This window comes from Pelagibius sp. (genome assembly GCF_965227505.1).
Taxonomy (GTDB): domain Bacteria; phylum Pseudomonadota; class Alphaproteobacteria; order Kiloniellales; family Kiloniellaceae; genus Pelagibius.
Genome location: NZ_OZ245757.1, coordinates 4,815,100 through 4,840,144, shown reverse-complemented (window position 1 = coordinate 4,840,144; position 25,045 = coordinate 4,815,100). Strand labels below are relative to the sequence as shown.

At 66.1% G+C, this 25,045-nt stretch carries 21 protein-coding genes and 4 tRNA genes; 6 read left to right on the top strand and 19 right to left on the bottom strand.

The window, feature by feature from the left end:
* Positions 1–323: 323 nt before the first annotated feature.
* From rpoC to ACO06P_RS22700, 12 genes are all read right to left on the bottom strand, one after another.
* Complete coding sequence (gene rpoC, locus ACO06P_RS22755; protein ID WP_420347519.1) at positions 324–4,502, bottom strand: DNA-directed RNA polymerase subunit beta'; 4,179 nt, start codon at positions 4,500–4,502, stop codon at positions 324–326.
* 64 nt (positions 4,503–4,566) lie between these two features.
* A complete protein-coding gene (gene rpoB, locus ACO06P_RS22750) occupies positions 4,567–8,733 on the bottom strand; it encodes a DNA-directed RNA polymerase subunit beta (protein ID WP_420347518.1) in 4,167 nt (1,388 codons plus the stop codon).
* A 276-nt stretch (positions 8,734–9,009) separates the two neighbouring features.
* Complete coding sequence (rplL, locus tag ACO06P_RS22745; protein ID WP_420347517.1) at positions 9,010–9,390, bottom strand: 50S ribosomal protein L7/L12; 381 nt, start codon at positions 9,388–9,390, stop codon at positions 9,010–9,012.
* Positions 9,391–9,433: 43 nt separating this feature from the next.
* A complete protein-coding gene (gene rplJ / locus ACO06P_RS22740; RefSeq protein ID WP_420347516.1) occupies positions 9,434–9,952 on the bottom strand; it encodes a 50S ribosomal protein L10 in 519 nt (172 codons plus the stop codon).
* Positions 9,953–10,295: 343 nt separating this feature from the next.
* The gene (gene rplA / locus ACO06P_RS22735) at positions 10,296–10,991 is read right to left on the bottom strand and encodes a 50S ribosomal protein L1 (RefSeq protein ID WP_420347515.1); all 696 of its coding nucleotides are present in this window, start codon (positions 10,989–10,991) and stop codon (positions 10,296–10,298) included.
* 4 nt (positions 10,992–10,995) lie between these two features.
* Positions 10,996–11,424 (bottom strand): 50S ribosomal protein L11, encoded by a 429-nt coding sequence (rplK, locus tag ACO06P_RS22730; RefSeq protein ID WP_420347514.1) that lies wholly within the window; start codon positions 11,422–11,424, stop codon positions 10,996–10,998.
* Positions 11,425–11,538: 114 nt separating this feature from the next.
* Positions 11,539–12,066 carry a transcription termination/antitermination protein NusG gene (gene nusG / locus ACO06P_RS22725; protein WP_420347513.1) on the bottom strand — a complete coding sequence of 176 codons (528 nt, stop codon included), beginning with the start codon at positions 12,064–12,066 and terminating at the stop codon, positions 11,539–11,541.
* A 4-nt stretch (positions 12,067–12,070) separates the two neighbouring features.
* Positions 12,071–12,268 (bottom strand): preprotein translocase subunit SecE, encoded by a 198-nt coding sequence (secE, locus tag ACO06P_RS22720; protein ID WP_420347512.1) that lies wholly within the window; start codon positions 12,266–12,268, stop codon positions 12,071–12,073.
* A 149-nt stretch (positions 12,269–12,417) separates the two neighbouring features.
* Positions 12,418–12,493 (bottom strand) — tRNA-Trp (locus ACO06P_RS22715).
* Between the two features lie 168 nt (positions 12,494–12,661).
* Positions 12,662–13,852, bottom strand: a complete 1,191-nt coding sequence (gene tuf, locus ACO06P_RS22710; RefSeq protein WP_420347511.1) for an elongation factor Tu — start codon at positions 13,850–13,852, stop codon at positions 12,662–12,664.
* An 85-nt stretch (positions 13,853–13,937) separates the two neighbouring features.
* Positions 13,938–14,011 (bottom strand) — tRNA-Gly (locus ACO06P_RS22705).
* Positions 14,012–14,065: 54 nt separating this feature from the next.
* Positions 14,066–14,150 (bottom strand) — tRNA-Tyr (locus ACO06P_RS22700).
* 166 nt (positions 14,151–14,316) lie between these two features.
* Between ACO06P_RS22700 and rlmB the strand changes: the two genes are divergently transcribed.
* The 5 genes from rlmB to ACO06P_RS22675 all read left to right on the top strand — a co-directional run bounded on the left by rlmB (position 14,317) and on the right by ACO06P_RS22675 (position 19,630).
* Positions 14,317–15,180 carry a 23S rRNA (guanosine(2251)-2'-O)-methyltransferase RlmB gene (gene rlmB, locus ACO06P_RS22695; protein ID WP_420347510.1) on the top strand — a complete coding sequence of 288 codons (864 nt, stop codon included), beginning with the start codon at positions 14,317–14,319 and terminating at the stop codon, positions 15,178–15,180.
* A gap of 94 nt (positions 15,181–15,274) precedes the next feature.
* Positions 15,275–16,624, top strand: coding sequence for a glutamine synthetase family protein (locus ACO06P_RS22690; RefSeq protein WP_420347509.1), 1,350 nt, complete (start codon positions 15,275–15,277; stop codon positions 16,622–16,624).
* 261 nt (positions 16,625–16,885) lie between these two features.
* On the top strand, positions 16,886–18,268 hold the full coding sequence (locus tag ACO06P_RS22685; protein WP_420347508.1) for an aspartate aminotransferase family protein: 1,383 nt from the start codon (positions 16,886–16,888) through the stop codon (positions 18,266–18,268).
* Positions 18,269–18,293: 25 nt separating this feature from the next.
* Positions 18,294–19,172: an N-carbamoylputrescine amidase gene (gene aguB, locus ACO06P_RS22680; protein ID WP_420347507.1), complete on the top strand. Its 879-nt coding sequence runs from the start codon at positions 18,294–18,296 to the stop codon at positions 19,170–19,172.
* Positions 19,172–19,630 (top strand): GNAT family N-acetyltransferase, encoded by a 459-nt coding sequence (locus tag ACO06P_RS22675; RefSeq protein ID WP_420347506.1) that lies wholly within the window; start codon positions 19,172–19,174, stop codon positions 19,628–19,630. The genes aguB and ACO06P_RS22675 overlap by 1 nt, the downstream gene beginning before the upstream one ends.
* Before the next feature lie 33 nt (positions 19,631–19,663).
* On the opposite strand, the gene ACO06P_RS22670 is transcribed toward ACO06P_RS22675, so the two are convergent.
* The gene (locus tag ACO06P_RS22670; protein ID WP_420347505.1) at positions 19,664–19,837 is read right to left on the bottom strand and encodes a hypothetical protein; all 174 of its coding nucleotides are present in this window, start codon (positions 19,835–19,837) and stop codon (positions 19,664–19,666) included.
* Between the two features lie 261 nt (positions 19,838–20,098).
* Positions 20,099–21,598: an aldehyde dehydrogenase gene (locus ACO06P_RS22665; RefSeq protein WP_420347504.1), complete on the bottom strand. Its 1,500-nt coding sequence runs from the start codon at positions 21,596–21,598 to the stop codon at positions 20,099–20,101.
* Between the two features lie 300 nt (positions 21,599–21,898).
* Here ACO06P_RS22665 and ACO06P_RS22660 point away from each other — a divergent pair.
* Positions 21,899–21,974: transfer RNA gene (locus tag ACO06P_RS22660), tRNA-Thr, on the top strand.
* A 35-nt stretch (positions 21,975–22,009) separates the two neighbouring features.
* Here ACO06P_RS22660 and ACO06P_RS22655 read toward each other — a convergent pair.
* The 5 genes from ACO06P_RS22655 to ACO06P_RS22635 form a co-directional block, all read right to left on the bottom strand.
* Positions 22,010–23,011 carry an NAD(P)/FAD-dependent oxidoreductase gene (locus ACO06P_RS22655; protein WP_420347503.1) on the bottom strand — a complete coding sequence of 334 codons (1,002 nt, stop codon included), beginning with the start codon at positions 23,009–23,011 and terminating at the stop codon, positions 22,010–22,012.
* A gap of 10 nt (positions 23,012–23,021) precedes the next feature.
* Entirely contained in the window at positions 23,022–23,543 is a 522-nt protein-coding gene (locus ACO06P_RS22650) for a CIA30 family protein (protein ID WP_420347502.1), read from the bottom strand.
* A gap of 151 nt (positions 23,544–23,694) precedes the next feature.
* Positions 23,695–24,654, bottom strand: a complete 960-nt coding sequence (locus ACO06P_RS22645) for a demethoxyubiquinone hydroxylase family protein (RefSeq protein ID WP_420347501.1) — start codon at positions 24,652–24,654, stop codon at positions 23,695–23,697.
* Positions 24,655–24,665: 11 nt separating this feature from the next.
* Positions 24,666–24,866, bottom strand: coding sequence for a hypothetical protein (locus ACO06P_RS22640; protein ID WP_420347500.1), 201 nt, complete (start codon positions 24,864–24,866; stop codon positions 24,666–24,668).
* Positions 24,863–24,988, bottom strand: coding sequence for a hypothetical protein (locus ACO06P_RS22635; protein WP_421938154.1), 126 nt, complete (start codon positions 24,986–24,988; stop codon positions 24,863–24,865). The genes ACO06P_RS22640 and ACO06P_RS22635 overlap by 4 nt, the downstream gene beginning before the upstream one ends.
* Between the last annotated feature and the right edge of the window lie 57 nt (positions 24,989–25,045).

Below are 25,045 nucleotides of genomic sequence, written 5' to 3'. Positions count from 1 at the left end.
GGTTTCCTATGCGCCCGGTTTTCGAGACAAAGCACCGCAAAGGGCTGAGAATCAGCCCTGCGGATGCCATAGCGCCGTCGAAAACAGCTATATATTTCAATACCGTAATCGCCGGAGGCTGCGTCTAGACCGCAACTGGGCCTACCACCAGCCCCCCGAAAGGTTGGCGCAATATATGGACGCCCCTACCCCTCGTCAAGACCGTTAATCCCCAGAAACCCTACTTTTTCAAAAGCTTCCAAGGATGCGCCGCGCCCCGGAGTCGGCGATCATTTATTTCCGGAGCGCGGCTTTACGGGTAACATCTTTGCAACGATGGCCCGTCAGGCCACCGAGCTTTCCTCCTCCGCCGCCGGCGCTTCGCCGCCTTCGGCCAGCGCGGCCTGCTGGCGGGCCTCGATCAGCTCCAGATCGCGCTCCGCGGCCACCCGCTTCAGGCGATTCATCACCGATCCGGTGCCCGCCGGGATCAGCCGCCCGACGATCACGTTTTCCTTCAAGCCGATCAGGCGGTCTTCCTTGCCGTGGGTCGCCGCCTCGGTCAGCACCCGGGTGGTCTCCTGGAAGGAGGCCGCCGAGATGAACGACCGGGTCTGCAGGCTCGCCTTGGTGATGCCCTGGAGAACCGGGCTGCCGGAGGCCGGCTTGCCGCCCTCGGCGATCACCTTGTCGTTGACCATGTCGAACTCGTCACGGTCGACCTGCTCGCCGACCAGCAGCGTCGAGTCGCCGCCGTCGTGGACCTCCACCTTCTGGAGCATCTGGCGGACGATGACCTCGATGTGCTTGTCGTTGATCTTCACGCCCTGGAGCCTATAGACGCTCTGGATCTCGTCGATCAGATAGTCGGCCAGGGCCTCGACGCCCAGGACCTCCAGGATATCGTGGGGCACCGGGTTGCCGTCGAGCAGCATGTCGCCGACCTGGACGAAGTCGCCCTCCTGCACGGCGATGTGCTTGCCCTTCGGGATCAGATACTCCCGCGATTCCTGCTCTTCGTCCTCGGGCACCACGACGATGCGGCGCTTGGTCTTGTAGTCCTTGCCGAACTCGATCCGCCCCTCGATCTCGCTGATGATGGCGTAGTCCTTCGGCTTGCGGGCCTCGAAGAGCTCCGCCACCCGCGGCAGACCGCCGGTGATGTCGCGCGTCTTCGACGACTCCCGCGGAATACGGGCCAGCACGTCGCCGGCCTTCACATGGGCGCCGTTCTCCACCGAAAGGATGGCGTCGACCGACATGAAGTAACGCGCCTCCATGCCGTTGGCGAGGGTGACGACCTCGCCCTTGTCGTCGCGCAGCGTGATCCGCGGCTTCAGGTCGTTGCCGCGCGGCTGCTGCTTCCAGTCGATCACCACCCGGTTGGAGATACCGGTGGTCTCGTCCATCACCTCGCTGATCGAGGTGCCCTCGATCAGGTCGACGTAGTTGGCCACACCCTCACGCTCGGTGATGATGGGGATGGTATAGGGGTCCCACTCGGCCAGCTTGTCGCCCAGTTTGACCTCTGCACCCTCGTCGACCAGCAGCTTGGCGCCATAAGGCACCCGGTGGCGGGCCCGCTCGCGGTTCTGCTCGTCGGTGAGCACGACCTCGAGGTTGCGGCCCATGACGATGGGCACGCCTTCCGAATTCAGCACCACGTTGCGGTTGGCGATGGTGACATTGGCGTCGGCCGCCGCCTCGACGGAGCTCTGCTCCGCGCCGCGCTGCGCCGCGCCGCCGATGTGGAAGGTGCGCATGGTCAGCTGGGTGCCCGGCTCGCCGATCGACTGGGCGGCGATGACGCCGACCGCTTCACCGACGTTCACCCTGGTACCCCGCGCCAGGTCGCGGCCGTAGCAGGCTGCGCACATGCCGCCCACCGACTCGCACATCAGCGCCGAGCGGATGAGGATCGAATCGATCCCGGCCCGCTCGATCTGATCGATTCTGTCCTCCTCGATCAGGTCGCCGCGCTTCAGGATGACCTCGCCCGAAAGCGGATCGACGATGTCCTCCTGCGCGGTGCGGCCGAGAATGCGCTCGCCCAGCGAGGCAATGACCTCTCCGCCGTCCACCACCGCGCTGACCCGCAGGCCCTTTTCGGTGCCGCAGTCGTCTTCGATGATGATGGCGTCCTGGGCCACGTCCACCAGCCGGCGGGTCAGGTAACCGGAGTTGGCGGTCTTCAGGGCGGTGTCGGCCAGACCCTTACGGGCGCCGTGGGTGGAGTTGAAGTACTCCAGCACGGTGAGGCCCTCTTTGAAGTTCGAGATGATCGGCGTCTCGATGATCTCGCCGGAGGGCTTGGCCATAAGGCCGCGCATGCCGGCGAGCTGCTTGATCTGCGCCGCCGAACCGCGGGCGCCGGAGTCGGCCATCATATAGACCGCGTTGACGTCGCGGCCGCGCGAGCCGGAGATCACCTTCATCATCTCGTCGGCCACCCGGTCGGTACACTGCGACCAGACGTCGACGACCTTGTTGTACTTCTCACCCTGGGTGATCAGGCCGTCGAGGTACTGCTGTTCGAATTCCTTGACCTTGGTCTGCGCCTCTTCGACCAGGCCCGCCTTGGCATCGGGGATCATCAGATCGTCCTTGCCGAAGGAGATGCCGGCCTTGCAGGCGTAGCCGAAGCCCAGCGCCATGATGCGGTCGCAGAAAATGACGGTGTCCTTCTGGCCGCAGTGGCGGTAGACGATATCGATCAGCTCGGTGATTTCCTTCTTGGTCATCACCTTGTTGAGCAGGCTGAAGGGCACCTTGGGGTGCCGCGGCAGCACCTCGGAAAGCAGCATGCGCCCCGGGGTGGTGTCGACCACCACGTTCATCGGCTTGCCGCTCTCGTCGACCGTGGCGTAGCGCGCCTTGACCTTGGCATGCAGGGTCACCGCGCCGGACGACAGTGCGTGGTCGATCTCGCCCATGTCGCCGAACAGCATGCCTTCGCCCGGCTCGCCCTCGGCTTCCATGGAGAGGTAGTAGATCCCCAGCACGATGTCCTGCGAGGGCACGATGATCGGCTTGCCGTTGGCCGGCGAGAGGATGTTGTTGGTCGACATCATCAGCACGCGGGCTTCGAGCTGGGCTTCCAGCGACAGCGGCACGTGGACCGCCATCTGGTCGCCGTCGAAGTCGGCGTTGAAGGCGGTGCAGACCAGCGGGTGCAGCTGGATCGCCTTACCCTCGATCAGCACCGGCTCGAAGGCCTGGATGCCCAGGCGGTGCAGCGTCGGGGCCCGGTTCAGAAGAACCGGATGCTCGCGGATCACCTCTTCCAGGATGTCCCAGACCTCCGGACGCTCCTTCTCGACCATGCGCTTGGCCGCCTTGATGGTGGAGGCCATTTGGTAAAGCTCGAGCTTCGAGTAGATGAAGGGCTTGAAGAGCTCCAGCGCCATCTTCTTCGGCAGACCGCACTGGTGCAGCTTCAGCTCCGGGCCGACCACGATCACCGAGCGGCCGGAGTAGTCGACACGCTTGCCGAGCAGGTTCTGGCGGAACCGGCCCTGCTTGCCCTTCAGCATGTCGCTGAGGGACTTCAGGGGCCGCTTGTTGGCGCCGGTGATCACGCGGCCGCGGCGGCCGTTGTCGAAGAGGGCGTCGACCGCCTCCTGCAGCATCCGCTTTTCGTTGCGCACGATGATGTCGGGCGCGCGCAGCTCGATCAGCCGCTTCAGGCGGTTGTTGCGGTTGATCACACGGCGATAGAGATCGTTGAGGTCGGAGGTCGCAAAGCGGCCGCCGTCCAGCGGCACCAGCGGGCGCAGTTCCGGCGGGATGACCGGAACCACGTCCAGGATCATCCACTCCGGCCGCGCGCCGGACTCTAGGAAGGCCTCGATCAGCTTCAGGCGCTTCACAAGCTTCTTGCGCTTGGCTTCGGAGCCCGTCTCGCGCAGCTCGTCGCGCACGTCGACCCGCTCTTCCTCGAGATCGAGGGAGGCCAGCATCTTCTTCATCGCCTCAGCGCCGATCATCGCCTCGAAGGCGTCCTCGCCGTACTCTTCCTGGGCGGTGAGGAACTCCTCCTCGGTGAGCAGCTGATGCATCTTGAGCGGCGTCAGACCCGGCTCGACGACCACGAAGTACTCGAAGTAGAGCACCCGCTCCAGATCCTTGAGGGTCATGTCCAGCAGCAGGCCGATGCGGCTGGGCAGCGACTTCAGGAACCAGATGTGCGCCACCGGGCTGGCCAGTTCGATGTGGCCCATACGCTCGCGGCGCACCTTGGAGAGGGTCACCTCGACACCGCACTTCTCGCAGATGATGCCGCGGTACTTCATGCGCTTGTACTTGCCGCAAAGACACTCATAGTCCTTGATCGGACCGAAGATGCGCGCGCAGAACAGGCCATCGCGCTCCGGCTTGAAGGTACGGTAGTTGATGGTCTCCGGCTTCTTGATCTCGCCATAGGACCAGGACCGGATGCGCTCAGGGCTGGCGATCGAAATGCGGATCTGATCGAAGCTCTGAGGGCCGGTCGGCTGGCCAAAGATATTCATCAACTCGGTCATCGGTTTCTCCCGATCGATTTACTGTTGTTGCAGAGGCGAAGGCAGGGCGCTGACGCTCCCCCGCTCAGGTGCTCTGCTTCAAGTCCACGTTGAGGCCCAGCGACCGCAGTTCCTTCACCAGAACGTTGAAGGACTCCGGAATGCCGGCTTCGAAGTTGTCGTCGCCCTTGACGATAGCCTCGTAAACCTTGGTGCGGCCGGAGACGTCGTCCGACTTCACGGTCAGCATCTCCTGCAGGGTATAGGCGGCGCCGTAAGCCTCCAGCGCCCAGACCTCCATCTCGCCGAAGCGCTGGCCGCCGAACTGCGCCTTACCGCCCAGCGGCTGCTGGGTGACGAGGCTGTAGGGGCCGATGGAACGGGCGTGGATCTTGTCGTCCACCAGGTGGTGCAGCTTCAGCATGTAGATGTAGCCAACCGTGACCTGGCGTTCGAAGGACTCCCCGGTACGCCCGTCGATCAGGGTCACCTGCCCGGAAACGTTGAGGCCCGCCTTGTCGAGCATGACGGAGATGTCCTCCTCGCGGGCGCCGTCGAAGACCGGCGTCGCGATGGGCACGCCCCTGCGCAGGTTCCCGCCCAACTCGAGCAACTGTTCGTCGCCCATATCGGCGATGTCGTCCTTGAAGGCCTTGTCGCCGTAGACGTCCTTCAGCTTCGAACGCAGGGGGTCGACCTTGGCGCCGCGCCCGATCTCATCGAGCATCTGCCCGATCTGGGTACCCAGGCCGCTGCAGGCCCAGCCCAAGTGGGTTTCCAGGATCTGACCGACGTTCATGCGGCTGGGCACGCCCAGCGGGTTCAGCACGATGTCGACCGAGGTGCCTTCCTCGGTGTAGGGCATGTCCTCGATCGGGACGATCTTGGAGATCACGCCCTTGTTGCCGTGGCGGCCGGCCATCTTGTCGCCGGGCTGCAGCTTGCGCTTCACGGCCACGAAGACCTTGGCCATCTTCATCACGCCCGGCGGCAGTTCGTCGCCACGCTGGAGCTTGTCGACCTTGTTCTCGAAGCGCTTGTTGAGCTCGTCGATCGACTCCTCGAACTGATTGTTCAGGGCTTCGAGGTCGAGCTGGCGCTTGTCGGCCTTGATGGCGATCTGGCGCCATTGGCCCGGCGTGAAGTCGCTCAGCACCTTTTCGGTGATCTTGGTGCCGGCCTTCAGCCCCTTGGGTCCGGAGACCGCGGTCTGGTTCAGCACCAGATCCTTCAGGCGGCTGTAGAAGCTGCGCTCCAGGATCGCGCGCTCGTCGTCGCGGTCCTTCGCCAGACGCTCGATCTCCGCCCGCTCGATGGCGAGGGCACGCTCGTCCTTGTCGACGCCGCGGCGCGAGAAGACCCGCACGTCGACGACGGTCCCGGTGACACCCGGCGGCACACGCAGCGAGGTGTCCCGCACGTCAGAGGCCTTCTCGCCGAAGATCGCCCGCAGCAGCTTTTCCTCCGGGGTCATCGGCGATTCGCCCTTCGGCGTCACCTTGCCGACCAGGATGTCCCCCGGATTGACCTCGGCGCCGATGTAGACCATGCCCGCCTCGTCGAGGTTGCGCAGGGCATCCTCGCCGACGTTGGGAATGTCGCGGGTGATCTCCTCCTGGCCCAGCTTGGTGTCGCGGGCCATGACCTCGAACTCCTCGATGTGGATCGAGGTGAAGACGTCGTCGCGCACGATGCGCTCGGAAATCAGGATCGAGTCCTCGAAATTGTAACCCTGCCAGGGCATGAAGGCGACCAGCACGTTGCGGCCCAGGGCCAGCTCGCCCAGGTTGGTCGAGGGACCGTCGGCAATGATGTCGCCGCGCGCCACCTCGTCACCCACCTTCACCAGCGGACGCTGGTTGATGCAGGTGTTCTGGTTGGAGCGCTGGAACTTCAGCAGGTTGTAGATGTCGACCGCCTGCTCGCCGCTGGAGGTCTCCTCCGTCACGCGGATGACGATACGCGTCGCATCGACCTGATCGACCACGCCGGCACGCCGGGCAGAGATGGCGACGCCCGAATCCCGGGCGACCGTGCTTTCCATACCGGTGCCGACCAGCGGCGCCTCGGACTGCAGCAACGGCACCGCCTGGCGCTGCATGTTGGAGCCCATCAGCGCACGGTTGGCGTCATCGTTCTCAAGGAAGGGAATGAGCGCCGCGGCAACAGAGACCAGCTGCTTGGGCGAGACGTCCATGAAGTCGATCTGCTCCGGCAGGCCCATGATGTAGTCGCCGCCCTGCCGGCAGGAGATCAGGTCCTCGGTGAAGCGCCCCTTGCCGTCCAGCGTGGCGTTGGCCTGGGCAATGGTGTAGCGCCCCTCTTCCATGGCGGAGAGGTAGTGCACCTCGTCGGTCACCTTACCCTTCTCGACCTTGCGATAGGGGCTCTCGATGAAGCCGTACTGGTTCACCCGGGCATAGGTCGCCAGGGAGTTGATGAGGCCGATGTTCGGGCCTTCCGGCGTTTCGATGGGGCAGATCCGGCCATAGTGGGTCGGGTGGACGTCGCGCACCTCGAAGCCGGCGCGCTCGCGCGTCAGGCCGCCCGGGCCGAGCGCCGAGAGGCGCCGCTTGTGAGTGATCTCCGACAGCGGGTTTGTCTGGTCCATGAACTGGGAGAGCTGGGAAGAACCGAAGAACTCCCGCACCGCCGCCGCCGCCGGCTTGGCGTTTATCAGGTCGTGCGGCATGACCGAGTCGATCTCGACCGACGACATGCGCTCCTTGATCGCCCGCTCCATGCGCAGAAGACCCAGACGATACTGGTTTTCCATCAGCTCGCCGACAGAGCGGACGCGGCGGTTGCCGAGGTGGTCGATGTCGTCGATCTCGCCGCGGCCGTCCTTCAGGCCCACCAGGACCTTGAGGATCTCCAGCATGTCCTGCTTGCGCAGGGTGCGCATCTGATCGTCGGTCTCGAAGCCCATGCGGGCGTTCATCTTCACCCGGCCGACGGCGGAGAGGTCGTAGCGCTCCGCGTCGAAGAACAGGCCGTTGAACATCGCTTCCGCGGTTTCCAGGGTCGGCGGCTCGCCCGGGCGCATCACCCGGTAGATGTCGATCAGCGCCTCCTCGCGGCTGGTGTTCTTGTCAACCGCCAGGGTGTTGCGGATATAGGCGCCGACATTGATGTGATCGATCGCCAGCACGGAGAGCGCCTTGGCGCCGGCCTCCACCAGGGTCTCGATCAGGGATTCGCTCAGTTCGTCGCCCGCCTCGCAGATCACCTCGCCGGTCTTCTCGTTGATGAAGTCCCCGGATATGTAGCTGCCGACCAGCTGTTCGTTGGTGACGAAGTAATCCTTCAGGCCGCCCTCGACCAGCTTCTTGGCCAGGCGCGGCGTGATCTTCTGGCCGGCCTCCGCGACCGCCTTGCCGCTGTCGGCGTCGATCAGGTCGGTGGCCAGCTTCACGCCACGCATCCGCTCGGTGTCGAACTTGGTGCGCCAGCCCTTGCCGGAGCGCTTGTAGGCGACGTGCTCGTAGAAATAGTCGAGCACGTCTTCCGGCGTCATGCCCTGAGCCTCATGCGGCTCCAGCCCGCCGCCGTCTTTCGCCCGCTCGACACGCAGCTTCTCGGTGTCATCGGAATCGAGCGCCAGCAGCAGCGTGGTCGCAGGCAGCTTGCGCCGGCGGTCGATGCGCACGTAGACGAGGTCCTTGGCGTCGAACTCGAAGTCCAGCCAGGAGCCGCGGTAGGGGATGACGCGGGCGGCGAAAAGATACTTGCCGGAGGAATGGGTCTTGCCGCGGTCATGGTCGAAGAAGACGCCCGGGCTGCGGTGCATCTGGGAGACGATGACACGCTCGGTCCCGTTGATGACAAAGGTGCCGTTGCGCGTCATCAGCGGCATGTCGCCCATGTAGACGTCCTGCTCCTTGATGTCGCGGATCGAGCGCGAGCCGGTGTCCTCGTCGACATCCCAGACGACAAGGCGCAGCGTCACCTTCAGCGGCGCCGCGAAGGTCATGCCGCGCTGCTGGCACTCCTCGACGTCGTACTTCGGCTCTTCCAGTTCGTAGCGCACGAACTGCAGTTCCGCCCGCTCGGAGAAGTCGCGGATCGGGAAGACCGAAGTGAAAACCTCCTGCAGGCCCGTATTGCTCCGCTCCGAAATCGGAGTGCCCAACTGAAGAAACTGGTCGTAGGAGGTCTTCTGGACCTCGATCAGGTTGGGCATCTCCGCCACCTCGGCAATCTTGCCGAAGGTCTTGCGGATGCGCTTACGTGCGGTCAGGGAATTCGCCATGTTTGTCGTGTCCTCGTTCACGTCGCTGAGCCGAACGTCCAAGCGTGGCCGGCACCGCGCTTCTCCGCTCTTGTCACCGGACCCTCAGCTTCGGCCCGGCTCGGGGATTGCTGGCCGGGCCCAATCCCCAAGGCCCTTTCCCACAGCCCGAACACCGGGTCGCGGGTAAAAACGCTGCGTCAGCCCCGAAAGCCCTGGGGCGACGCCGAAAGCCGGCGCGGCGCGCGCCCAAGGGGCGCCCGCCGGCCGGGTCTTCCGATTGTGCGGTCGGGCAAGCTACTTGAGCTCGACCGACGCACCAGCCTCTTCGAGCTTCTTCTTGAGCTCTTCGGCTTCGTCTTTGCCGACGCCTTCCTTGACGGGCTTCGGCGCACCTTCGACCAGATCCTTCGCCTCCTTCAGGCCCAGGCCGGTGATGGCGCGAACCTCTTTGATGACGTTGATCTTCTTGTCGCCGGCAGAAGCCAGAACGACGTCGAACTCGTCCTTCTCGGCCGCCGCAGCACCGCCTTCGGCCGGCGCACCGGCAACGGCGGCCACAGCCACCGGAGCCGCCGCGGAGACACCCCAGGTGTCTTCCAGCTTCTTGGCCAGCTCGGCCGCCTCGATGACGGTGAGCTTCGACAGCTCATCAACCAGTTTATCCAAATCAGCCATGTCTTACTTTCTCCTAGGCTTGAACTCTCGTCGTTGACGAGGCTTACGCGGCCTCTCCCTCAGAGCCGTAAGCGCTGAACACGCGGGCAAGCTGAGACGCGGGGGCCTGCGTGACACCGGCCAGCTTGGTGGCCGGGGCCTGCAGAACACCGATCAGCTTTCCGCGCAGTTCGTCGAGCGACGGCAGGGTGGCAAGAGCCTTGATCGCATCCGGATCAAGCTGGTTCTCGCCCATTGCACCGCCGACGATGGTCAGCTTCTCGTTGCCTTTCGCAAACGAGACGCAGACCTTGGCAGCCGCCACCGGGTCCTCCGAAACGGCAATTGCCGTCGGCCCGGTGAACAACTCCTTCAGCGCTTCGAACTTCGTACCCTCGAGGGCAAGACGCGTGAGCCGATTCTTCGTCACCTTGTAGCTGGCACCCGCCTCGAGCATCTGACGCCTCAGCGACGAAGCCTCGGCCACCGTCATCCCGCTTTGCTGGGTGACGATCACCAAGGTCGTCTCGCTGAACGTGCGATGCAGACTGGCGACCAGCTCTTCTTTTTGAGATCGGTCCACGAGTCACTTCCGCTCTAGTTGGTCGGACCGCACCATCGCGGTCCTTCCGGTTTCAACGAGGACCACCGGACATAAGGCTCCGGCAATCCGGCTCGCCTGTCCCGGAAGTTCAAGCCTCATGACAAGCTGGGGTATCCCCCCGCCTGCCGTGAAACCCTGTGCTCCCGTCTATGCAGGCCCGCTGGGGCTTAAACCGCCCCCGGAACCGCCCTCTTGTCGAGCACGGATCCGAGAGCAGCACCTGCAGTCTCGGACAGGTCGGACGACGGCTTGCCGCCGCCCACTCCAGCCTCGAACCCTGAAAGGCCCGCAGCCGGAATTCCTGTGTGGCAGTCAGACCCGATCAGGCCTGGATGCTGCCCAGTTCCACACGCAGCCCCGGCCCCATGGTGGAGGAGAGGGCGATGCGCTTGATGTAGGTTCCCTTGGCGCCGCTCGGCTTGGCGCGGGAGATGGCCTCGACAAAGGCCTTCACGTTCTCGACCAAGGCTTCTTCGCCAAAGCTTGCCTTGCCGACGCCGGCATGGACGATTCCCGCCTTCTCGGCACGAAACTCCACCTGGCCGCCCTTGACGGCCTGGATCGCCGCGGTGACGTCGGCGGTCACCGTGCCCAGCTTGGGGTTCGGCATCAGGCCGCGCGGGCCCAGCACCTTACCCAGGCGCCCCACCACCGGCATCATGTCCGGCGTGGCGATGCAGCGGTCGAAATCCATGTCGCCGCCCTGGATCTTCTCCGCCAGGTCCTCGGCGCCGACGATGTCGGCCCCCGCCTCGCGCGCCTCGTCGGCCTTCGGGCCCTTGGCGAAGACGGCGACCCGGACGGTCTTGCCGGTGCCGTGTGGCAGCGACACGACGCCGCGCACGTTCTGGTCGGCATGGCGCGGGTCGACGCCCAGGTTCATCGAGATCTCAATGGTCTCGTCGAACTTCGCCTTGGCGCGCTCCTTGATCAGCTTCACCGCTTCACCGACGTCGTAAACCGCCTTGCGGTCAATCCCGTCGTAGGCCGACTTCAGCCGCTTTCCCTGAAATCCCATGGCCTTACTCCGTCACTTCGATGCCCATCGAGCGCGCCGAGCCCATGATGATCTTGGCGGCGGCGTCGATGTCGTTCGCGTTGAGGTCCTGCATCTTGGCTTCGGCGATCTCGCGCACCTGGGCCATGCTGACCTTGCCCACCTTGTCCCGGTTGGGCACCGAAGAGCCCTTGGAGACCTTGGCCGCCTTGCGCAGGTAGTAGCTCGCCGGGGCGGTCTTGGTCTCGAAGGAGAAGGAGCGGTCCGAGTAGGCCGTGATCACGACCGGCGTCGGCGCGCCCTGCTCGATGTTCTGGGTGGCCGCGTTGAAGGCCTTGCAGAACTCCATGATGTTCAGGCCGCGGGCACCAAGCGCGGGACCCACCGGCGGCGAGGGGTTCGCCTGACCAGCCGGGATCTCCAGCTTGATGTAGCCTGCTACTTTCTTTGCCACTTGCTATCCCTTTCATACGTCTAGGGTTTTGCGGTACGGCCCGGCCCCGTGGACTTTAGTCGGGCAAGGCCTCCCGCAGATTCGGACAGTCCCGTCCGAATGGTTAACAAATCGTTACAGCTTCTCGACCTGCGAGTACTCCAGTTCCACCGGTGTCGAGCGCCCGAAAATCGAGACCGCCACCTTGAGGCGGGCCCGCTCCTCGTCGACCTCCTCGACCATGCCGTTGAAGGAGGTGAAGGGGCCGTCGGCCACCCGCACCTGCTCGCCGATCTCGAAGATGATGGAGGGCTTCGGCCGCTCCACGCCTTCCTGAACCTGGCGCAGAATGCGGTCGGCCTCCTTCGCGGAGATCGGCGTCGGCTTCCGGTTGCCCAGGAATCCGGTCACCTTCGGCGTGTTCTTGACCAGATGCCAGGACTCGTCGGTCAACTCCATCCGCAGCAGCACGTAGCCGGGAAAGAACTTGCGCTCGGCATTCACCTTCTGCCCGCGGCGCAGCTCCACGACCTCTTCGGTCGGCACCAGGACCTGCTCGAAGAGGTCTTCCATGCCCTTCTGGCGGGCCTGTTCCGTGATCGCCTCCGCCACCTTCTTCTCGAAGCCGGAGTAGACGTGCAGGACATACCAATGCATTGCCATCGGATCAGCCCCCAAATCCCAGAACCAGCTGCACGGCGTTGGACAACACCCAGTCGACCACGAAAAAGAAGATCGCCGCGAGAATCACCATGATCAGCACCATGATGGTGGTGACCGTGGTTTCCTTTCTGGTGGGCCAGGTCACTTTCTTGACCTCGCCCAGCACCTCTCGGACGAACTGCGCCGGGTTAATCATCGCCATCGGCTTTTTCTGTTTCCTACAACACGTAAACCGCGCCGATCAGCGCGGTCCTGACTGCCACGACATCGCCTGCCCTGCGGACCCGGGGCCGGCCTTCTGCCGGCCACCCGCCCCCTGGGCTTGCAACTGGTCCGCTCCGGCGCCTGCGCTGGCAGGAGTGGAGGGACTCGAACCCACAACCCCCGGTTTTGGAGACCGGTGCTCTGCCAATTGAGCTACACTCCTTCGCACCGCGTGGCAGGCTTGGGGGTTCTTGAACTGCGCCTCACTTTTTGAGGGCGCCCGCCCCCGGCCGCCTGACCTCCGGAGCGTCGCCGGCGGGCCTGCCGCTCCCCACAGACTTCTATATAGGAAGCGCGAACCCGCAGACGACCTAACGACTGACTTTCAAACTTACTTACTGATCCCGGCGACGACGCCGGCGCCGACGGTGCGTCCGCCTTCGCGGATGGCGAAGCGCAGGCCCTCGTCCATCGCGATCGGCGCGATCAGCTCCACCGACATCGACACATTGTCGCCCGGCATCACCATCTCCGTGCCCTCGGGCAGCGTCACAACACCCGTCACGTCCGTCGTGCGGAAGTAAAACTGCGGCCGGTAGTTGGTGAAAAACGGCGTGTGGCGGCCGCCCTCTTCCTTCGTCAGGATGTAGGCCTCCGCCGTGAAGTTCGTGTGCGGCGTGATCGAGCCCGGCTTGGCCAGAACCTGGCCCCGCTCAACGTCCTCGCGGCCCACACCGCGCAGCAGCGCGCCGATGTTGTCGCCCGCCTCGCCCGAGTCCAGAAGCTTGCGGAACATCTCGACGCCCGTGCAGGTCGTCTTCTGCGTCTCCCGGATCCCGACGATCTCAATCTCGTCGCCGACCTTCACGATCCCAGACTCAACACGACCCGTCACAACCGTTCCACGGCCCGAAATCGAGAAAACGTCCTCGATCGGCATCAGGAACGGCTTGTCCTTCGGGCGGTCCGGCTGCGGGATGTAGCTGTCAACCGCTTCCATGAGCTTCTGGATCGCTTCCTTGCCGATCGCAGCGTCGCCGTCCTCCAGCGCCGCAAGCGCAGAGCCCTGAACGATCGGAATGTCGTCCCCGGGGAAGTCGTAGGAAGACAGAAGCTCGCGGATCTCCAACTCCACAAGCTCCAGAAGCTCCGCGTCGTCGACCTGGTCGACCTTGTTCATGAACACGACAATCGCCGGAACGCCGACCTGGCGCGCCAGAAGGATGTGCTCGCGCGTCTGCGGCATCGGACCGTCGGCAGCCGAAACGACCAGGATCGCGCCGTCCATCTGCGCAGCCCCGGTGATCATGTTCTTCACGTAGTCCGCGTGACCCGGGCAGTCCACATGCGCATAGTGACGGTTCGCCGTCTCGTACTCCACATGCGCCGTCGAAATCGTAATGCCCCGGGCCTTCTCCTCAGGCGCCTTGTCAATCTGGTCGTAAGCCGAAAACTCAGCCCCGCCAGCCTCCGCAAGAACCTTCGTAATCGCGGCCGTCAACGTCGTCTTGCCATGGTCAACATGACCAATCGTGCCAACGTTGCAGTGCGGCTTCGTACGCTCAAACTTTTCCTTCGCCATTACCTTATCGTTCCTGTCGTCGTCTCAGGCGCGCCATTGAGTTGCATGCCGGCCCGGGCCCTTCGCGGCCCGGTTCTTCTGAATCTGGAGCGGGTGGCGGGAATCGAACCCGCGTAGCCAGCTTGGAAGGCTGGAGCTCTACCACTGAGCTACACCCGCAACGCCCCCGCACCCAGCCTCTGCGCGCTCCGCATCCCATCCGGAGGGATCTGATGGTGGAGGGGGTTGGATTCGAACCAACGTAGGCATAGCCAACGGGTTTACAGCCCGTCCCCTTTAGCCACTCGGGCACCCCTCCAGCCGACGCAACCGGTGGTGCGATGGAGTTGCGAAATATGTTGATTTAATTCAGCCTGTCAACTTCTAAACACGGCAATAGCGCCCCTTTCCGACCATTTTCATCGGCTGGTCGAAAGGAGCGCAGAGAAACGCTGCTGCCTGTCTATTAAATAGTAGGTCTCGAGATGGCCAAACGCAAGCCCAAGCTCGCCTCCGGCGCCGGCCGCAAACACCGGGGTACCGGGCGTTCCGCCCCCTCCGGCCGCGACTCCGCGCGGCGGCGCAGCGCCGGGACGTCCTCCGCCGGCGGCCTCTGGCTCTACGGCGTCCACCCGGTGCTTGCCGCCCTCGCCAACCCGCGGCGGCGCATCCAGCGGCTGCTGCTCAGCCCGGAAGCGGCCCAGACCTGGGGACAGCGCCTGCGCCAGGAGCGCGCCGCGGCCCACGCACAGGTCGCCGCCGAGACCCTGAGCCGCCCGGAAATCGAGGCTTTCCTCCCAGAAGGCGCGGTCCACCAGGGCCTGGCGGCCCAGGTCGCGCCGCTGGACCAGCCGTTTCTGGAGGAGGTCGCCACCGGCGGCGGACAGGATGCAGCCGCGCGGCGGGTCATCCTGCTGCTGGACCAGGTGACCGATCCCCACAACGTGGGGGCCGTCCTGCGCTCCGCCGCCGCCTTCGGCGCCCTCGCCGTGGTCAGCCTGGACAAGGGCGCGCCGGAGGAGAGCGGCACCCTGGCCAAGTCCGCCTCGGGCGCGCTGGAGGTGGTTCCCTATATAAAGGTCACCAATCTGGCCCGGGCCCTCGACAGCCTGAAGGAGGCCGGCTTCTGGTGTCTCGGCCTCGCCGGCGAGGCCCCCGGGTCCCTGGCCGGCAGCGATCCGGCCGAAGCCGTGGCCCTGGTGCTGGGCGCCGAAGGCAGCGGGCTGCGCCGGCTGACGCGGGAGCGCTGCGACCTTCTGGTGCGGCTGCCGACCCGCCCGCCCATCGAGTCCCTGAACATCTCCAACGCCGCCGCCGTCGCTCTTTACGAACTGCTGGGACGCGGCTGACCGCCCTTCCCCGAAGTCCAAAGCCCGCCCGGTCCGCTTGCCAGTCGCGCGAAGGCCGTGTTAGCGGTTTGCGCAAATCAACACGCAGGTGATCATGAGTTCCGCCATCGAAGCCTTTTTGAAGGACAACCGGATCGACGAGGTCGAATGCCTGGTGCCGGACATGGCCGGCATCGCCCGGGGCAAGATCCTGCCGGCCAAGAAGTTCCTCGACGGCATGCGCCGCCACGGACTTCGCATACCGGAGGATGTTTTCGTCCAGACCGTGAACGGCGACTATCCCGAAGACCCCAGTTCCGTCGTCAGCGCCTCCACCAAGGACGTCTACCTGGTCCCGGACGAGGAGACGATCCGCATCGTCCCCTGGTACGAGGAGCCAACCGCCCAGGTCATCTGCGATGCCTTTCACTTCAGCCACGAGCCAGTGGAGATCGCCCCGCGGCGCATTCTGAAGCAGGTCCTGGAACTCTACGCCGCGCAGGGGTGGATGCCCACCGTGGCCCCGGAGTTGGAGTTCTTCCTGGTCGACGTGAACACCGACCCGGATTACCCGCTGGAGCCGCCGATCGGCCGCTCCGGGCGCCGCGAGACCAGCCGCCAGGCCTACGGCCTGGACGCGGTCAACGAGTTCGATCCGATCTTCGAGGAGGTCTACGACTTCTGCGAGGCGATGAACATCGACATCGACACCCTGACCCACGAGGGCGGGGCGGCTCAGATGGAGATGAACTTCAACCACGGCGACGCCCTGCGCCTCGCCGACCAGGCCTTTCTCTTCAAGCGCGCGGTGCGCGAAGCCGGCCTGCGCGGCAAAGTCTACGCCACCTTCATGGCCAAGCCGATGCAGGGCCAGCCGGGCAGTTCCATGCACGTCCACCAGTCGGTGCTGGACGCCAAGACCGGCCGCAACCTCTTCGCCACAAAGTCGGGCAAGGACACCGCGCTCTTCCGCAAGCACATCGCCGGCCTGCAGCGCTACCTGCCGACGGTAATGCCGCTTCTGGCGCCCAACGTGAACAGCTACCGCCGGCTGATGCCGGACTACGACGCGCCGATCAACACCCACTGGGGCTACGACAACCGCACCGTCGGCCTGCGGGTGCCGAACTCGGGCCCCGAAAACCGCCGGGTCGAGAACCGTCTGGCCGGCGCCGACGCCAACCCCTATCTGGCGATCGCCGCCTCGCTGGCCTGCGGCTTCCTCGGCATGACGGAAAACCTGAAGCCACGCGCGCCCATCGAGGGCAGCGCCTACCGCCTCGCCCGCACCCTGCCGCGCACGCTTTATGATGCGCTGGAACGCTTCAATTCCACGAAGGCACTGAAGCCGGTGCTGGGGGCACTCTTCATTCAGGCCGTCACCCTGGTGAAGTATGAAGAGTTGGACGCCTACCAGCAGGTCATCTCGTCCTGGGAGCGCGAGCACCTTCTCTTGAATGTCTAGGGCTGGTAAAATCCGCACTCGACGCAGGTGGCTGAGGCCTGTCGAACAGGGATTTCGGACAGCGGCATGAGCACGATGGCAAGCGCCAGACGGTCAGACGGGAAAGCGAGCGGGGACAGCGGCTGCGGCGTATCCCTGCGCTGCCGGCTGGCCGAGTTGCTGCTGAACTGCGCAAGGATCGGCTTCAATCCTTAGACCGCCAGGGGCCCGGCACCGCCGGGAAGAGGATCCAACCCTGGTGACCTGAATAGGATTGTCGTCATGTCCACCCAAGCTCTGCGCAACTCCACCGCCGTCTGGCGCGCTGCCGACAGCCGCCACCACTTTCATCCCTTCACCGACTTCAAGGGCCTCGCCGAGGAAGGCGGCAGCCGGATCATCACCCGCGCCGAGGGCGTCTGGCTGGAGGATTCCGAAGGCAACCGCATCCTCGACGGCATGTCCGGCCTGTGGTGCGTCAACGTGGGCTACGGGCGCGAACGCCTGGCCAAGGCCGCCTACGACCAGATGCTGGCCCTGCCCTACTACAACACCTTCTTCAAGACGGCGACGCCACCCTCCATCGAGCTGTCGGAAAAACTCGCCGCCCTGACGCCGGAGGGGCTGAGCCGGGTCTTCTACGCTTCCTCCGGCTCGGAAGCCAACGACACCATCGCCCGCATGGTCCGGCGCTTCTGGAAGCTGGCGGGCCGGCCGGAGCGGCGCAACATCATCAGCCGCACCAACGGTTACCACGGCAGCACAATGGCCGCCGCCAGCCTGGGCGGCATGCAGCCCATGCACGAACTCGACGACCTGCCGCTGCCCGGCTTCCACCACGTGCGCCAGCCCTACTGGTTCGCCGGGGGCGGCGACATGGACCCGGCGGACTTCGGCATCGCCGCGGCCAGGGCGATCGAGGACAAGATCCTGGAACTGGGCCCGGAAACCGTGGCCGCCTTCATCGGCGAACCCATTCAGGGGGCGGGCGGCGTGATCATTCCGCCGGAAAGCTACTGGCCGGAAGTGCAGCGCATCTGCCGGGAGCACGACATCCTATTGATCGCCGACGAGGTGATCTGCGGCTTCGGGCGCACCGGCCACTGGTTCGGCAGCGACCGCTTCGACATCAAGCCGGACATGATGACCCTGGCCAAGGGCATCACGTCAGGCTACCAGCCGCTCTCCGCGGTCATGCTCGGCGACCGGGTCGCCGAGACCCTCTGGTCCATGGGCGGCGAGTTCGCCCACGGCTTCACCTATTCCGGCCATCCGGTCGCCTGTGCGGTGGCGCTGGAGAACATCGCCATCATGGAGGAGGAAAGGCTGGTCGAGCGGGTCCGTGACGACACCGGGCCCTACCTGCAGGGTCTCCTGCAGGATCTGGCCGAGCATCCCCTGGTGGGCGAGGTGCGCGGCGTCGGCTTCATCGGCGCGGTCGAGCTGGTCTCCGACAAGGCCAGCCGCAGCCGCTTCTCGCCGCGCGGGCGCGCCGGCACCCTCTGCCGCGATCACTGCTTTGCCAAGGGCGTGGTCTCGCGGGCCGTCGGCGACGCTATGGTGCTGGCCCCGCCCCTCACCCTGACGCACGAGGAAGCCGACGAACTGGTGCGCCGGCTGCGCCTTGCGCTCGACCTGACGGCGGCAGACCTGAACATCCGCTGAGCGGGCGCTGAAGGGAGGGCACAAGATGCGCGAGGTTACGGTGGCCGCCACCCAGATGGCCTGCGACTGGGACCGTCAGGCCAATCTCGACAACGCCGAAGCCCTGGTGCGCGAAGCTGCCGCAGGCGGCGCCCAGGTGGTGCTGATCCAGGAGCTCTTCGAAACCCCCTACTTCTGCGTCGACCAGAAGCAGGAGTACTTCGCCCTCGCCCAACCCGCCGAGGATCATCCGGTCCTCGAACGCATGAGCGCTCTGGCCGCGGAGCTGAATGTCGTCCTGCCGGTCAGCTTCTTCGAGCGCGCCAACAACGCCCACTACAATTCCCTGGCGATGATCGACGCCGACGGCCGCAGCCTCGGCATCTACCGCAAGTCCCACATCCCGGACGGCCCGGGCTATCAGGAGAAGTTCTATTTCAATCCCGGGGACAGCGGCTTTCGCGTCTGGCAGACCCGTTACGGCACCCTGGGCGCCGGCATCTGCTGGGACCAGTGGTTCCCGGAGTGCGCGCGAGCGATGGCGCTGATGGGCGCGGAGATCCTGTTCTATCCCACGGCCATCGGCAGCGAGCCCCAGGATCCGAACCTCAAGTCGAAGGACCACTGGCAGCGCACCATGCAGGGCCATGCCGCCGCCAACCTGACGCCGCTGGTCGCCTCCAACCGCATCGGCCGCGAGGAGGGCGACGCCGCCGGCATCACCTTCTACGGCGCCTCCTTCATCGCCGACGCAACCGGCGCCAAGGTGGCCGAAGCGAACGAGCACGAGCGTGCCGTCATCACGGCCACTTTCGACCTCGACGCGCTGCGCGCCCAGCGTGCGTCCTGGGGCCTGTTCCGAGACCGCCGCCCGGACCTCTACGGCCCGCTGATGACGCTGGACGGCGGCGCTTCGGATCCCTGATGGCCGCATCCCCCGGCACCATCCGGCCGGCGCGCGCCGCCGACCAGGCGCGTATCGAGGCCATCGTCGCGGCGGCTTACACTCCCTACATCGCGCGGATTGGCAAGCGCCCGGGGCCGATGCTCGACGACTACGCCAGGCGCATTGCGGACGGGCAGGCCTATGTGTTGGAAGCGGAGGGACGCATTGCCGGCATCCTGGTCCTGGAGCCAGGCGACGGGTCTCTGCTGCTGGACAACATCGCCGTCGACCCGGCCTGCCAGGAGGCCGGCCACGGAAAGACCCTGATGGATTTTGCGGAGGACGAGGCACGCCGGCGTGGCTACGGCCACATTCTGCTCTACACGCACGAAGTCATGACGGAGAACGTTGCGATCTACGCCAAGCGCGGATACCGCGAGACCGAGCGCAAGACCGTCGGCGGCTATGACCGCATCTACATGGAAAAGCGTCTCTAACCGGGGGGCCCGCGTCTACGGAGCCGTCGGACCTCAGTCGAGGTCTTCGCCCTCCGTCAACACCAGGAAGCCGGCGCTGTCTTCATCGAGGCCCAGGTCCTGGCTGCCGCGCGAGAGCACGTCGTCCACTTCCAGCCATGCCGTCTTGAGGCCCTGGCGTGCCGCTGCTTCGCGGAAATCAATCACGTTCATATCGTTGCCCTTCATGACCCCGCCTCCCCGGCATTGCACCAGACGGGCGGAGTCGCTGCCCATACATGACAAAATGTAGAAGCGGCGGCCCCGCAACGCTGGGACAAACCTGGGGCAAGTCCGCCCTCTTAAGCTGCATTTACGCAAAGGATACTGGAGTGAATTCGCGCCCCGGCAATACTATGGGAATCTTTCCCCTGAAAGGCGACGCCACAAAGAAAAGCGGCGGAGCCCGTCAGGGCTCCGCCGCTTCTGCGTGGATACTTGCCGTCGCGACTAGTGCAGCTCGATCCAGACGGTCTTCACTTCGGTGTACTTGTCCATGGCGTGGAGCGACTTGTCGCGGCCGAAGCCGGACTGCTTGAAGCCGCCGAAGGGGGTCGACATCTCGCCGGCATCGAAGCAGTTCACCCAGACCACGCCGGAGCGCAGCGCCTTGGCCGCCTTGTGGGCCTTGTTGATGTCGCTGGTCCAGACCGCGGCGGCAAGGCCGTAGATGGTGTCGTTGCCGATGCGGATGGCCTCCTCCGGGTCGGAGAAGCTGATGGTCGAGAGCACCGGCCCGAAGATCTCTTCCTGCGCGATGGTCATGTCGTTCTTCACGTCGTCGAAGACCGTCGGCGCGATGTAGTAGCCGCCGGTCTCGGTCATGATGCGCTCGCCGCCCATGGCCAGTTTCGCGCCCTCGCTCCGGCCCTTTTCGATGTAGCCCAGCACCCGCTCCATCTGGGTGTCGTCCACCATGGCGCCCATCTGGGTCGACGGATCGAGAGGATCGCCGACTCGCATTTTCTGGCCGACCTTCATGATGCGCTCCAGCAGTTCGTCCTTCACGCTTTCCTCGACCAGCAGGCGGGAGCCGGCGTTGCAGACTTCGCCCTGGTTGAAGAAGATCGCCCAGGCCGCCGCCGTCGCCGCGGCGTCGAGGTCGGGCGCGTCGGCCATGACGATGTTGGGGGTCTTGCCGCCGCACTCCAGCGACACCCGCTTCATGTTGGACTCGCCGGAGTACTTCATGAACAGCTTGCCGACTTCGCCGGAGCCGGTGAAGGCGATGGCGTCCACGTCCATGTGGCGGCCGAGCGCCTGGCCCGCCGTCTCGCCGAAGCCGGGGACGACGTTCAGCACGCCTTCGGGCAGGCCCGCCTCGACCGCCAGCTCCGCGGCGCGGATCACGGTCAGCGGCGACTGCTCGGCCGGCTTCACCACCATGGAATTGCCGGTCGCCAGCGCCGGGCCCATCTTCCAGGCTGCCATCAGCAGCGGGAAGTTCCACGGCACCACGGCGCCGACGACGCCCAGCGGCTCGCGCAGCATCATGGCCACCGCGTTGTCGCCGGTGGGCGCCACCTCGTCGTAGATCTTGTCGATGGCCTCGCCGTACCAGCGGATGCAGTTGGCGACGGCGGGGATGTCGATGCGGCTGGAATCGCCGATCGGCTTGCCCATGTCGAGGGTTTCCAGCAGCGCCAGTTCGGTGGCGTGCTCCTCGATCAGGTCGGCCCAGCGCTGCAGCACCTTCTTGCGCTTGGCGGGGTGCTGGCGCGACCAGCGGCCGTCTTCGAAGGCGGCGCGGGCGGCTTTCACCGCGCGGTCGACGTCTTCCGCGTCGCCGGCGGCCACCGCCGTCAGCACCTTGCCGTCGACAGGCGAGACGCAGTCGAAGGTCTTGCCGGAGGCGGCATCGGCGAACTGGCCGCCGATGAAGGCCTGGTTGCGGAAGGACAGGCCCTGGGCCTGGGTCTTGAGGGATTCGATGGAGAGGGCCGCTGACATGGCGCTGATGCTCCCTGGTGTCGGCCACGGGCTGTGGCGCGTTTGGTTGGCTGTTTGCTGGTCGGCTGTTTCCGGGGGGCCGAAAGGCCTGCGTTCCCGGACCTTAAGCCCGCCCCGTCAGCCAAGGCAAGCCTCGGCGGAGTGCGGCATAGCCGCCCCGCATGCACTGCATGGGCGCATCCTGGCGGTCCGCCCGACGCCGGCACGGCGGCCAGCGACCTTGCGGCGCGGCCCCGCCCGCCCTATCTTGCCGCCGAACGGCGCAGGCCATCGCGACTGCCCGAGGCAACGCCGTCCGGGGCCGGCTTAGCTCAGCTGGTAGAGCATCTGATTTGTAATCAGAGGGTCGGGGGTTCGAGTCCCTCAGCCGGCACCAGAGTTCGCCGCGGGCCATCAGTGCCTGCGAGGCGGTCAGCCATCTAACTGTTCCAGCCCAAACCGCTCCAGCACCGCCGCAGCCATCGCCTCCCCGCTTTCATAGGCGCATTCGACGCGGGCGCCGAGGCACCAGTCGCCGCCGATGAGCAGGCTGCCGTCGCCGGTGGCGAGGTAGGGTCTGCCCAGCGGCGCGGTGGTGAGGGCATAGCGCCAGCGGTGGGCGACGGCGTGGTCGATGGGCGGCAGATCGCGCCCGAACGCAGCCGGCAGCAGCGCGACGATCCGCGCCGCGGCCTCTTCCCGCTCCAGTTCGAGGTTCTCGCGGCTCCAGTCCGGACTCGCGTGGATCACCCAGGTATCGCGGGCCGCCGCGCGGCCGGGCTTGGAGCTGTTGCGCGCGATCCAGGCCAGCGCCTCCCCGTCCGGGCGGCAGGCGTCGAAGCCGGGATCGAAAAGTTCGGAAAACGTCACCATCAGGGCCCAGCAGGGGGCGATGCGGACGGCGGCGAGGTGTTCCACCAGCGCCGCTTCGTCCGCCGCCAGGGTCTGCGCCTGCGGCGCCGGCACCGCGCAGACCACGGCGTCGAAAGGCCGGCCCGCTTCATCCTCCACGCCCTCCAGATGCCAGCCGCCGAGCGCGCGGCGCAGCGCCGTGACCTGGCTCTGCTGACGGATGTCGAGCCCCTCGGCCAGGGGGCGGACCAGGGCGTTCATGGCCGGGGCGCCGACCAGCCAGTCCTCGCTGCGCTCCTCCATCCCCGGCGCGAGACGCGGGCGCCAGAGATCCGCTTTGCCCGCCTGCCGCGCGCGCCCCAGCATGGCGCGGAAGCTGGGATTGCGTGCGGTGATGTATTGGGCACCGTGGTCGAAAGTGCGGTTGTCCTCGGCGCGGCGGGTGGCCAGCCGGCCGCCGAGACCGCGGCTCTTCTCGAAGACAACCGGATGGAGACCGGCGTCCTGTAGACGGCGGGCGCAGAGCAGCCCGGCGAGACCGGCCCCGATCACGGCAATCCGTGCTGCGCGCTCATCCCCCATCGCGCATTCCCTAACGGTAAAACGCGATGGCGCAGAGGGCGAGATCGGCGGTAAAGGCACGGCCGATGGCGACGAGGCCGACGCGGCGCAGGCGGCTGACGTCCAGAGGCTTGTCGATGCGGTGGGGCTGAAAGGCCGTGAAGGGAATCTCCAGTGTCACCGCCTCCGGGCCCGCCGTGAAGCTGGCGCGGTAGGACTGCCAGGGGCGGGTGTTGTCGGCGCTGCGCAGATGCAGGCCGTAGCCTTCGCCGTTGCCGCGCACGGTCAGGCGCAGGCCGCTATAGGCGGAGGCATCGAAGGTCCCGCCGGACGGCGTCAGGTCAAGGCCGGCCTGCACGAAGCCGCCGTTGTTCTCCAGCCGCACGTCCCCGCTCAGCCGCAGGCAGGCCGATCCGTTATCGACTTCGCGGGTGACGGAGGCTTCTGAGATGCCGCCCATCACCCGGTCGCTCACCGCGCGCCACGGCGTGCCGAGACGCGACACGAGGCCAGGGTCGGCGAAATCGTCGATCACCAGGGAATCGTCAGCCACGGCCCTCTGATCCGATACGGCGGCACCGCCACAGGCCGCTACAAGAACCAGCAGCGGCCCGAGCAAGAGCCGCACACCACGCCGCAAGGTCACAGCACTCCCCCTGCCGCACGCCCTAAACCCGCCGCACGCCTTACACCCGCCGCACGCCTTACACCCGCCGGGCAAGGGCGACCGCCAGGGCCGAGCCGCTGCCGACGGTGCGGCACCAGAGGGTCATCAGCGCGCCGGGTTCGGCGTCGAGAGCTTCCCGCGCCTCGTCGCGGTGATGCACCTCGTCCAGGCGGCAAGTTTCCAGCAGGGCGCGCAGCGCGGCGTGCGCGCCCTCCGGGTCCAGGCGCTCGATCTGTTCGGCGTAGTGCCTGTCGACGAAGGTTTCCACGGCGGCGATGGTGGCATAGACGGCCCGCGGCCCGAAGAGCGCGGGCAGCGCCCCGGTCAGGAAACCGGCGACGCGCCACAGCGGCAGACAGCGGCTGCGGTCCCGCGGCGGCAGCACGGCCTCGATGTCGGCCAGGTGGCGGCGTTCGGTTTCCAGATGCGCCTCGGCGAAGCGCCGGATCTCTTCGTTGCGGGTCACCGTAAGGATGCCGCGGTAGATCGCGACCGCCCCCGTCTCCCCGGCATGGTCGGAGCGCAGGTCGCGGACCAGCCACTTGGGCCGCACAGCTCCATCGGTCTCGCTGCCGGCGATCCTGCTTCTGCCGTCTTCAGCCCTGTCGTCTTCGGCCCTGTCGTCTTCAGCCCGCCGCGCCAGCCACTGCAGGCCGGGGCGCAGGTGCAGGAAGAGATCGTAGCTGCGGTCGATGAGCCAGCGCAGCGGCGGGTGGCGGAAGGCCCGGCCAAGGCTGCGAAAGGCGGGCATCTCCTCCCAGAGCCGCGCGAAGGCGGCACCACCGGACATCAGCCTGCCGGAAGCGTCGCGCACATGGAAACGGGCCAGGGCCGCATCGCGGGAGAGGCCGTCGGTGACCTCCGGGGCGTCGACTGTGCTGACGTCGCACCACGTCACCGTCTCCGCCCCGCGCCGTCCCCGGTAGAACGCAATCTCGCGCCGGCACAGCGGGCAGGCGCCGTCGTAGAAGACGGTCAGTCTTTGCGGTTCGGACATTGTGCGGGCGGTCAGGCGCTCTGTTTCGCCGCGCCGCCCCCGGCATCCGGCGCATCGGGCTCTGCATGATGGTCGTGACCTCCGTGATGGTCGTGACCCTCGTGCGCGCGGTCCTTGCGCATGCACGACTTGGCGGCGCAGGCCGCCAGCGCCCCGAAGGCGACGCCGGCCAGCAGGTGGGCGCCGAAGTTGAGCCCCAGGCGCAGGATCATTGTGCCCGCCTCCGCGCCCTGGCCTTCATGCAGCAGCGGGCCATCGCGGCGGCGGCGAGGCCCATGGCCGTTCCCACGAGAAAGCCTTTGGTCGCAAAGGTGTAGCTGGTGAGGAGTCCCATCCCGAAGTCCTTTCCGGCGCCTCCGGGCGCAAGCGGCCCGGCGAGGCGTAAAGTCCT

Excerpts from the sequence above, each read along its gene's own strand:
- ACO06P_RS22655 (WP_420347503.1), bottom strand. The coding sequence starts at position 23,011 with ATGGGGGATGAGCGCGCAGCACGGATTGCCGTGATCGGGGCCGGTCTC.
- ACO06P_RS22635 (WP_421938154.1), bottom strand. The coding sequence starts at position 24,988 with ATGGGACTCCTCACCAGCTACACCTTTGCGACCAAAGGCTTTCTCGTG.
- ACO06P_RS22670 (WP_420347505.1), bottom strand. The coding sequence starts at position 19,837 with ATGAAGGGCAACGATATGAACGTGATTGATTTCCGCGAAGCAGCGGCA.
- aguB (WP_420347507.1), top strand. The coding sequence starts at position 18,294 with ATGCGCGAGGTTACGGTGGCCGCCACCCAGATGGCCTGCGACTGGGAC.
- nusG (WP_420347513.1), bottom strand. The coding sequence starts at position 12,066 with ATGGCAATGCATTGGTATGTCCTGCACGTCTACTCCGGCTTCGAGAAG.
- rplL (WP_420347517.1), bottom strand. The coding sequence starts at position 9,390 with ATGGCTGATTTGGATAAACTGGTTGATGAGCTGTCGAAGCTCACCGTC.
- rpoC (WP_420347519.1), bottom strand. The coding sequence starts at position 4,502 with ATGACCGAGTTGATGAATATCTTTGGCCAGCCGACCGGCCCTCAGAGC.
- rpoB (WP_420347518.1), bottom strand. The coding sequence starts at position 8,733 with ATGGCGAATTCCCTGACCGCACGTAAGCGCATCCGCAAGACCTTCGGC.
- ACO06P_RS22675 (WP_420347506.1), top strand. The coding sequence starts at position 19,172 with ATGGCCGCATCCCCCGGCACCATCCGGCCGGCGCGCGCCGCCGACCAG.
- ACO06P_RS22685 (WP_420347508.1), top strand. The coding sequence starts at position 16,886 with ATGTCCACCCAAGCTCTGCGCAACTCCACCGCCGTCTGGCGCGCTGCC.
- secE (WP_420347512.1), bottom strand. The coding sequence starts at position 12,268 with ATGGCGATGATTAACCCGGCGCAGTTCGTCCGAGAGGTGCTGGGCGAG.
- rplA (WP_420347515.1), bottom strand. The coding sequence starts at position 10,991 with ATGGGATTTCAGGGAAAGCGGCTGAAGTCGGCCTACGACGGGATTGAC.
- ACO06P_RS22645 (WP_420347501.1), bottom strand. The coding sequence starts at position 24,654 with ATGTCCGAACCGCAAAGACTGACCGTCTTCTACGACGGCGCCTGCCCG.
- rlmB (WP_420347510.1), top strand. The coding sequence starts at position 14,317 with ATGGCCAAACGCAAGCCCAAGCTCGCCTCCGGCGCCGGCCGCAAACAC.
- ACO06P_RS22640 (WP_420347500.1), bottom strand. The coding sequence starts at position 24,866 with ATGATCCTGCGCCTGGGGCTCAACTTCGGCGCCCACCTGCTGGCCGGC.
- ACO06P_RS22665 (WP_420347504.1), bottom strand. The coding sequence starts at position 21,598 with ATGTCAGCGGCCCTCTCCATCGAATCCCTCAAGACCCAGGCCCAGGGC.
- tuf (WP_420347511.1), bottom strand. The coding sequence starts at position 13,852 with ATGGCGAAGGAAAAGTTTGAGCGTACGAAGCCGCACTGCAACGTTGGC.
- ACO06P_RS22690 (WP_420347509.1), top strand. The coding sequence starts at position 15,275 with ATGAGTTCCGCCATCGAAGCCTTTTTGAAGGACAACCGGATCGACGAG.